This window comes from Pseudomonas rossensis, assembly GCF_039888995.1.
Lineage (GTDB): Bacteria > Pseudomonadota > Gammaproteobacteria > Pseudomonadales > Pseudomonadaceae > Aquipseudomonas > Aquipseudomonas rossensis.
In genome coordinates, this window is sequence record NZ_JBBWCB010000195.1 from 1 (window position 1) to 8,184 (window position 8,184).

The 8,184-nt window shown below is 59.0% G+C and carries 5 protein-coding genes; all 5 read right to left on the reverse strand.

What is annotated here, in order from left to right:
- The coding region (nosZ, locus tag WLY71_RS28340) for a TAT-dependent nitrous-oxide reductase (RefSeq protein ID WP_425589971.1) at positions 1–1,894 on the reverse strand (1,894 nt) is incomplete at its 3' end.
- A gap of 53 nt (positions 1,895–1,947) precedes the next feature.
- Positions 1,948–4,161: a transcriptional regulator NosR gene (gene nosR / locus WLY71_RS28345; protein WP_347806196.1), complete on the reverse strand. Its 2,214-nt coding sequence runs from the start codon at positions 4,159–4,161 to the stop codon at positions 1,948–1,950.
- Between the two features lie 282 nt (positions 4,162–4,443).
- Positions 4,444–5,832 carry an oxygen-independent coproporphyrinogen III oxidase gene (hemN, locus tag WLY71_RS28350; RefSeq protein ID WP_347806197.1) on the reverse strand — a complete coding sequence of 463 codons (1,389 nt, stop codon included), beginning with the start codon at positions 5,830–5,832 and terminating at the stop codon, positions 4,444–4,446.
- 6 nt (positions 5,833–5,838) lie between these two features.
- Entirely contained in the window at positions 5,839–7,188 is a 1,350-nt protein-coding gene (locus tag WLY71_RS28355; RefSeq protein WP_347806198.1) for an oxygen-independent coproporphyrinogen III oxidase, read from the reverse strand.
- Positions 7,189–7,304: 116 nt separating this feature from the next.
- Entirely contained in the window at positions 7,305–7,748 is a 444-nt protein-coding gene (locus WLY71_RS28360) for a CopD family copper resistance protein (RefSeq protein ID WP_347806199.1), read from the reverse strand.
- Between the last annotated feature and the right edge of the window lie 436 nt (positions 7,749–8,184).

An 8,184-nucleotide genomic window follows, 5' to 3' on the forward strand; every position in this document is an offset into this window, starting at 1 on the left:
CCATTTCCATGTGCAGCGCATGGCAGAACCAGCTGCAGTAATACCAATGCAGGCCAGCCTTGTCGGCAGTGAACGTGATCGACGAAGTCTGCTGCGGGCTGATCTCCATGCTCACGCCATGGTTGGTCATCACAAAACCGTGGGTCACGTCTTCAATCTGGTCGATGTTGGTGATGGTCACCGTGACCTCGTTGCCCTGTTTGACGGTGAACTCCGGCAGGCCATAGGCCGGGGCCATCGAGGTCATGTAGACGCGGACTTTGTTACCGTCGCGGATGACCTTGTTGTCGGTTTCCAACTTGATCCCGTCTTTTGCGGCGATCACCACGGTTCCGGCGAAAAACGGGTCGTTGCGGTCCCAGATTTTTTTGGTCTTGATCTGGTCGCGACGGGCCATGACGCAATCGTGGGGCTCGGCGAAGGCCGGGCCGTCGTGCACCAGTTTCATTTCCTCGCCGGAAATATCGATCAGCTGATCGTTTTCCGGGTGCAGCGGGCCGGTCGGCAGGAAGCGGTCCTTGGAAAACTTGCTGAGCACCATCAGCCATTGGCCGTCGGCCTCACTGGTTTCAGTCAACGAGGCATGGTTGTGGCCCGGTTGATACTGCACATCGAGTTTCTGCTTGATGTAGTTGACCTTCTCGCCGGTGTACGCGCGAATCGCCTCCTCGACGTTCCACTTCACCACCTGGCTGTCGATAAACAGCGTGGTGTAGGCATTGCCGCGACCGTCGTAGGTGGTGTGAAGCGGACCAAGACCCAGCTCGGGCTCGCCGACCACCACGTCGCGCGGATCCTTGAATTTGTCGTCGAACAGATCGTCGAGCTTGGCGATGGCAATGATGGTGCAGGTCGGCGAAAGCTTGCCGTTGGCGATGAAGTACTTGCCATCAGGCGAGGTATTGAGGCCGTGGGGGTTCTTCGGCACCGGGATGTAACGGGTGAACGCGCTGTCCTTGCCTTCGTTTTTACGACCGTCGACCACCGGCACTTTCGAGCCGTCGAGGGTGATGAACTTGCCAGCCTTGATCGCCGCTTCGATGCGCGGAATGTTGAACACCACCACCCAGTCGCGTTCGTTGCGCATCATGCCGCCCAGGTCGTAGGCCTTCTCCGAGTTGTAGCAGGTCGACGCCGCGTATTTGCCGGTGTAGTCGGCGTCGGTGTTGTCCAGGTTGCCGTCGACGATGACCTGGAACGCCATCTCCATTTTCTCGGCATCGATGGCGTTGAACATCGTGTAGCTGTTCTTGTCCTGCAGGTCGAAGGTGCTGCCGTCATTGGGGTGCGGGATGACGAATTCGGCATTGGCGAACACGTATTTTGTGTGCGGCACTTTTTGCAGGCGCAGCCCGTGAACGGCCTGCACATTGGGCACGGTGAGCATCTTGTCGCACTTCATGATGTCCAGACGGATACGCGCAACGCGGCTGTTGGCCTTGTCATTGATGAACAGGTATTTGCCGTCGTACTTGCCGTCGGTCATCGACAAATGCGGGTGGTGGCAGTCGCCATTCTGGAAATGCGCGCTGTCGCCCATGATCCGTTTGCTTTCGTTGGTCAGGCCCCAGCCGGTGGCAGAGTCGACGTTGAACACCGGAACACGCAACAACTCGCGCATCGACGGAATGCCCATGATCCGCACTTCACCCTGATGACCGCCACTCCAGAAACCGTAGTACTGGTCCAGCTCGCCCGGCCCGACGTGGGTTTTCGATTGCGCGTCCTTGGCCGCTGCCGCCCATGTCGCACGGGTGAACACCGCGCCACCGATGGCCGTGGCACCGGCCAGTACCGCACCGGTCACCGCACTGGTGCCCAGGAAGCCGCGACGACTGAGGCCGGACGATTCCGGCACTTCAGCGGATTTTTTGGATTCTGTGTCGTTCATCAGGTGTTTTCCTTGAAGGGATAAAAACGGTCACTGCGGACAGGCGCTCGCGGGGTTCATTCCAGAGCGGACACTTCCACGACAGGTATCAGTTGCACAGGAGCGGCTGCCGGTTTGCCGCGCTTCTTGCGCTTGTTGATCAGCGGCGGGCATTTGTTGTCGTTGTGGTAAGTCATCTGGCAATCGAGGCAGTAGTGGCACTCGTTGGCATTGATCCGGCCATCGGGATGAATCGCCTGGATCTCGCATTCCTTGGCGCACAGTTGGCAGGGCGTGCCGCAGTCCTTGCGGCGTTTGAGCCAGTCGAACAGGCGAAATTTGCTCGGAATCGCCAGCGCCGCACCCAGGGGGCAGATGTAGCGGCAATAGACTTTGCGCGTGAAAATGTTGATGACCAGCAGCGCCACCGCGTAGAGCACGAACCACCACTGGCGGTCGAACCGGAGGGTGATGGCGGTCTTGAACGGTTCCACCTCGGCGAACAGCTCGGCGGTGGACATCGACTCCAGGGAGATGCCGAACAGCAGCAGCAAGATGATGTATTTGATCGCCCACAAGCGCTCATGCACCGCGAACGGCAATTCGTATTGAGGGACTTTCAGCTTGCGTGCGGCCTCGTTGATCAACTCTTGCAAGGCCCCGAACGGGCACAGCCAGCCGCAGAACACACCGCGGCCCCACAGCAGAATGCTCGCAGCGGCGAAGACCCAGAGCATGAAGATCAGCGGATCGGTGAGAAACAGCTCCCAGCGAAAATGATCGAACAGCGCATGGGCGAAGGTCAGGACATTGACCACTGACAACTGCCCCAGCGCGTACCAGCCGATAAACACCACGGTAAAGACCAGATAACCGCGGCGCAGCCAGTGCAGAAAATGCGGCCGGCGGGTGAACTTGTCTTGCAAAAACAGGATCGCTGTCAGCAGCAGCAACGCAGCCCCGAGCACGCCGATCTGGAAGTGTTTCTGATACCAGATGGTCAACCAAATCGGCCGACCGGCTTCCTCAATGGCGGCCAGTTCTTCGGCGCTGGGCAGTGGTCGCTCAAGGTAGGGCTCGGGCAATTGATAGGCCAGTTCGAAGCTGCTGAACGTGCCGCTGACCGGGCCGGTCTGGCGACGCACCAATAACTCCAGTGACCAGGGCGATCCCGGATCAAACTTTGCCGGTTCGCGCACAATGAAAATCGACATCTCAGTGAACTCGGGCATGCCTTTGGCAAATACGTCGGAGAGCCGCTGATGGTCCATGTCGCGAAAGCTGATGATGTTGCCGAACTGACGCAATTGCACCCGATCGAAAATCCCGCCGCGCACATACCCCGAGCCTTTATAGGAAAACAGCCCACGACCCAGCACCGCGATGGCCTGCTCGCCAGGCTTGAGGTCTTGCATGAGGAAGCGATATTGATTGTCGCCCAGCAGCGCGCGGCCGATGGTCGGCGGATTCAGGTCGGCGGTATAGAGCTCGATAAAGGTCTCATCCGCTTGATCGGCGGCAGCGTTGTCGACGCCTTCGGCGTCGGTGCCCTTGAAGGCGGAGTCGACCTGGCCACGGGTCAGGTTCAAGCGGCGGATGGCGCCGTTACCGGTCAGTTGTTCCCAGGTGGCGGACTCGAAAAAGTCCTGCCGGACGGTGGCGGGCTTGCGCGCCACACCGGCCGTGTCCGCGATCAGCTTGAGCGATACGGCCACCTCATGGGCGGCGCGCATGATGACCTCGTTGAGCACCATGGCGGTGACGGTTGCGCCGGCGATGGCATCGACGGTGACTGCATTCGGGTCACTGGAATGGCCGACGACGACCCGCTGACTGACCTTGACGCCTTTGTACTTGGCGCTGAAACCGTGAAGTTTTGCCTCAGGAATGCCAATCAGCAGAATCGGCTCGTGGTGCTCCAGCACATAGGCATCCTGAATCATGCCGGTCGTGTCGAGAATCACTTGGGTGTTGATCGGTTTTCCCGAGTAGGCCGGAATATCCACCACGTCCAGGCTCTGGAACACATAACCGATGACCTTGCCGGCGGTGGACAGCGTGCGCACCTTGAACCGGCCTTCGGGGGCGGAAACGGAATCGGTCTGAGGGAAGGTTTTCTCAATGCGCTGCTGCTCGATGTCACCGTATTGCTTGGCTTGGACCGCCTCGAAGGTGGCGAGCATCAGCATCAGCAGGACCACCAGCCCGACGCCCCAGGCGCGCAGGTTGCCGTGTATCGAAGGCTGATGGATTGTCATGGGTTCGCTGATTTCAAAAGGGCTTTCGGTCATGTTAGGGAGCGTTGCGCCCCCTGCCCTTGATTGAGATCAACTTAAAAATTAGCCCCGGAAGACCAGTTAAGCCATGTCTGCCGCAACGCAAACCTTGTAGCAGCTGGCGAAGCCTGCGTTCGGCTGCGCAGCAGTCGTAAACCCGACATGCTCGGTTTTCCTGATACACCGCGAACTCTGATTTCACGACTGCTACGCAGCCGAACGCAGGCTTCGCCAGCTGCTACAAGGTTTGCGTTGCGGCTGCAATTTCTTAACTGATCAGCATTAGGCTCCAGGGTCTCAGACCGTGCGTGAAAACTGGCCTTTTTGCTCACCCCCCAGATAGGCGTCAAACGCCATCGCGGCACTGCGCATCATCAAATGCCCTTGTGGCAACAGCACCAATTCGTCGCGGTGAATCTGCAGCAATCCATCGCGCACATGCTCGCCCAGCTGCGCCAGCGCCTCGGCAAAATACTCGGTGAAGCGAATGCCATGCCACGCCTCATACTTGTCGAACCCGATACGACCATGGCACATCAGGTCGCTGATCACCTCGCGGCGCAGCAGGTCGTCGGCGTTCAAGCGGTAACCCCGGTGCACCGGCAACATCCCTTGATCGATTCGGCTGTAGTACTGCGAAAGCTCCTTGACGCTCTGGCTGTAGCTGTCGCCGACCTTGCCGATCGACGACACCCCAAGGCCGATCAAATCGCAGTCGGCATGGGTGGAATAGCCCTGAAAGTTACGCTGCAGGGTGCCATTGGCCCGGGCCAGCGCCAACTCGTCCTCCGGCAAGGCGAAATGATCCATGCCGATATAGACGTAACCGGCCTCGGTCAGACGGCGGATGGTCAGCTCGAGCAATTCCAGCTTGCGCTCCGGTGGCGGCATGTCGGCGGGGCGAATCAACCGTTGCGCGCGGACCATTTCCGGCAAATGCGCGTAGCTGTAGGCGGCAATCCGGTCTGGGCGCAGCGCGATGATCTTGGTGAGGGTGACGTCGAAACTCTGCACGGTTTGCAGGGGCAGACCGTAGATAAGGTCGACGCTGATCGACTTGAATTGCGCCTCGCGCGCCGCCGCGACCAGCGCATAAATCTGCTCTTCACTTTGCTGGCGATTGACCGCTGCCTGCACGTCGGGGTCGAAATCCTGCACGCCGAAGCTCAGGCGATTGAAGCCCAACTGGCGCAACGATTGAATCTGCTCGGTGCTGATGGTTCGCGGGTCGACCTCGATGGAGAACTCATGGTCGTCGCTGTCATCCATGTTGAATGCCTGGTGCAGGCAGTCCATCAGGTCCGCCAGCTGCTCGCTGGTCAAATAGGTCGGCGTGCCGCCCCCCAAGTGCAACTGAGTGAGTTTGCGGGTGTTGTCGAACAAGGCCGCCTGCATCGCGATTTCACGTTTGAGGTACTTCAGGTACTCGACGGCGCGATGGGTTTTCTGGGTAATGATTTTGTTGCAGGCGCAGTAGTAACAAAGGCTTTTGCAGAACGGGATGTGGATATACACCGACAACGGTTTCGGCGCGGCCACCTGATTGCTGTCGCGAGCGGCACGCTGATAGTCGTCAACGGCAAACGCCTGGTGAAACTGCGGCGCCGTGGGGTAAGAGGTATAGCGCGGCCCCGGACGGTCGTACTTTTCGACCAGGGCGCGATTGAAATCAAATGTCGTGTTCATGATCGATCAACTCGCAATGGGCCCGCCCAAATCCTTTTCAAACAGGTTGCAGATGGCATCCACTTCCGGCCGACCGGCGGGAAGGATGCTGATGAAACGGTCTGACAATTCAATCAACCCGTCCCGACTCAATTGCTCCAGCAACGGCCAGACAGAGGAGAAGTACTTGGAAAAAACCAGACCATAGCGCCGTTCGATGGCGCGGATATCCAGTTCCTGATCACAGGCCAGACGCTCCATGACCATTTGCCTGATCTCATCCCCCGCCTCGAAGCGCCAGCCTCGACACGTCGGCAATTGCCGTCTGTCCAGCTGCTGCTGATAGCGCTCAATCTCGTCGGTGTTTTGCGTGTACAAATCGTCGATCTGGCTGATGGCGCCCAAACCGAATCCAACATGATCGCAATAGCCGTGACGGGAGAAACCCTCACAGGTACGGCGCAACCGGCCGCGCTCCTGGGCGACCGCCAAATCATCATCGGGCCGGACAAACTGCCCCAGACCGATGTAGTGATAACCCGCACAAAGCAGTTGATCAAAGCAGATCTGGCGCATCGCGCCTTTATCGTCCTGGCTGCACAGTGCTCTGATTTTGTCACCGAGCACCGGCCGATAGCGCCGTGGTGGCCGGGCATAGTCGAACACCATCAGCCGGTCCGGCTCCAGCTCGATAATGCTCGCCAGCTTCAGCGCAAAACTGTCTGGCGTCTGCCAGGCATGGCCAAAGCCCAGATCGACGTTGATGGATCGAAAGCCAAAGGTGCGCGCGGCATCCATGAGCGACTGGATCGGCGCCGGGTTCTGGTAGCAGGCCACCGACCTGTCACAGTCGGCTTCGATATCCGGAACGCCAATGCTGACGTGATTGAATCCCTGATTGCGCAGCAACCCCATGGTCGACCAATCGGTATGGTGAAGGTCCACCTCGACGCTGTAGTCGCCGCATTCATGTTCGAGAAAGTTGAACCGGCCACGCAGATGACTCATCAGCCGCTCCAGATGGGCAGGCGCGGGTGTTCCACCGCCCAGATGAAACTGCTCGACCCGTTGCTCCGCACCCAGGTGACAACCGACGAGGTCGATTTCACGCTCAAGATGCTGAAGGTACTGCTCGATACCGTTGTGCTCACCGGCGATATCACGCGGGGAACAGGAAGACGGCTTGAGGCTGGAAGGCAGTTGCACGTTCAGGGACAGCGGACGGCACTTCTGGCGGCTGACGCGCAGCGCACGGAGCAGGTCCAGGGAGCCAATACCGTCATGAAATTTTTGCGTGTCGGCATGACAGGTAGGGTCAAGCACGCCTTGATCGCACCGAGCGATGAACTCGCCGGGGCTGTGAAATAAATCGAGCATGACGGTCTCCGAGACTGGCTGCGGACTTTCAGTCTCCGGGTTTAACCATCAATGCTCCTTGATTTGCATCAAGCGCAAGCGATGTGTCTGCACAACGGACCACCGGTCAGCCCCGATTACCACGTCAGGTAAAACATGCCCTTGGCCAGCAGCACGATAACGACCATGTGGCAAAACAGGCTGCCATGGATAAAGTGCAGGTATCGCGGGCTCATTCGGCCGCTTTTGAACAACAACATGGCGCCCAGGAAATGCAGCAGCACACTCACGGCCACCGCGATTTTCAACGCCAGCAATGTGCCGAACGATGAGGCCAGTGGTGAGGCCAGGGCTGGCAAGTAGCGCAACCAGACCATGCCCAGTCCCGCACCGAACAACACCAGCAGCACCCACGGCATCAGCGAGCGGGCCCGGCGGCCGATACCCTGCTCCACCAGCAGCATCACCCTGGCGGGTAACTGTTTGCGGATGCTTTCCAGGAACAGGACTTCGAAGAACACCGTGCCGATGAAGATCAGGGCGGCAAACAGGTGCAAGGTCAGAATCAGCGGATAGATCATGGTGTTTTCGCCTTGGGTCAAGGCAACCCGCGCTACGGCGAACATTGGGGTGAGCGCACTGGCTGTCGGTCTCTTGAGACTACAGAGACCGCCTGGTTATGCGGTTGATACCGATCAAGAAACGCGCAAACCCTCCAGGACGGTGGATCAAGAGCAAAAGCGAGGCGGCTGACCTGTGTTTTGTTTTTTGTGTACATATCCGTTTCTGCGGTCACGGCGGCTTAGGGTTCCGCCCTTACGGCGGGTCACTTTGGAAAAGAACCCCAAAGTAACCAAAGGGTTCTTGCCCCTAATGAGATGGTCAGCCCGGCGAGAACCTCGGCATGCCCTCGCTCCGGTCCTGCTCCGTGGGCCCGCCGCCATCGGCCATCCATGGCCGGGGGCGGCTAACCCGGCATCCATGCCGGGTTGCCCACTGCGCAGAACCTCCACTCGG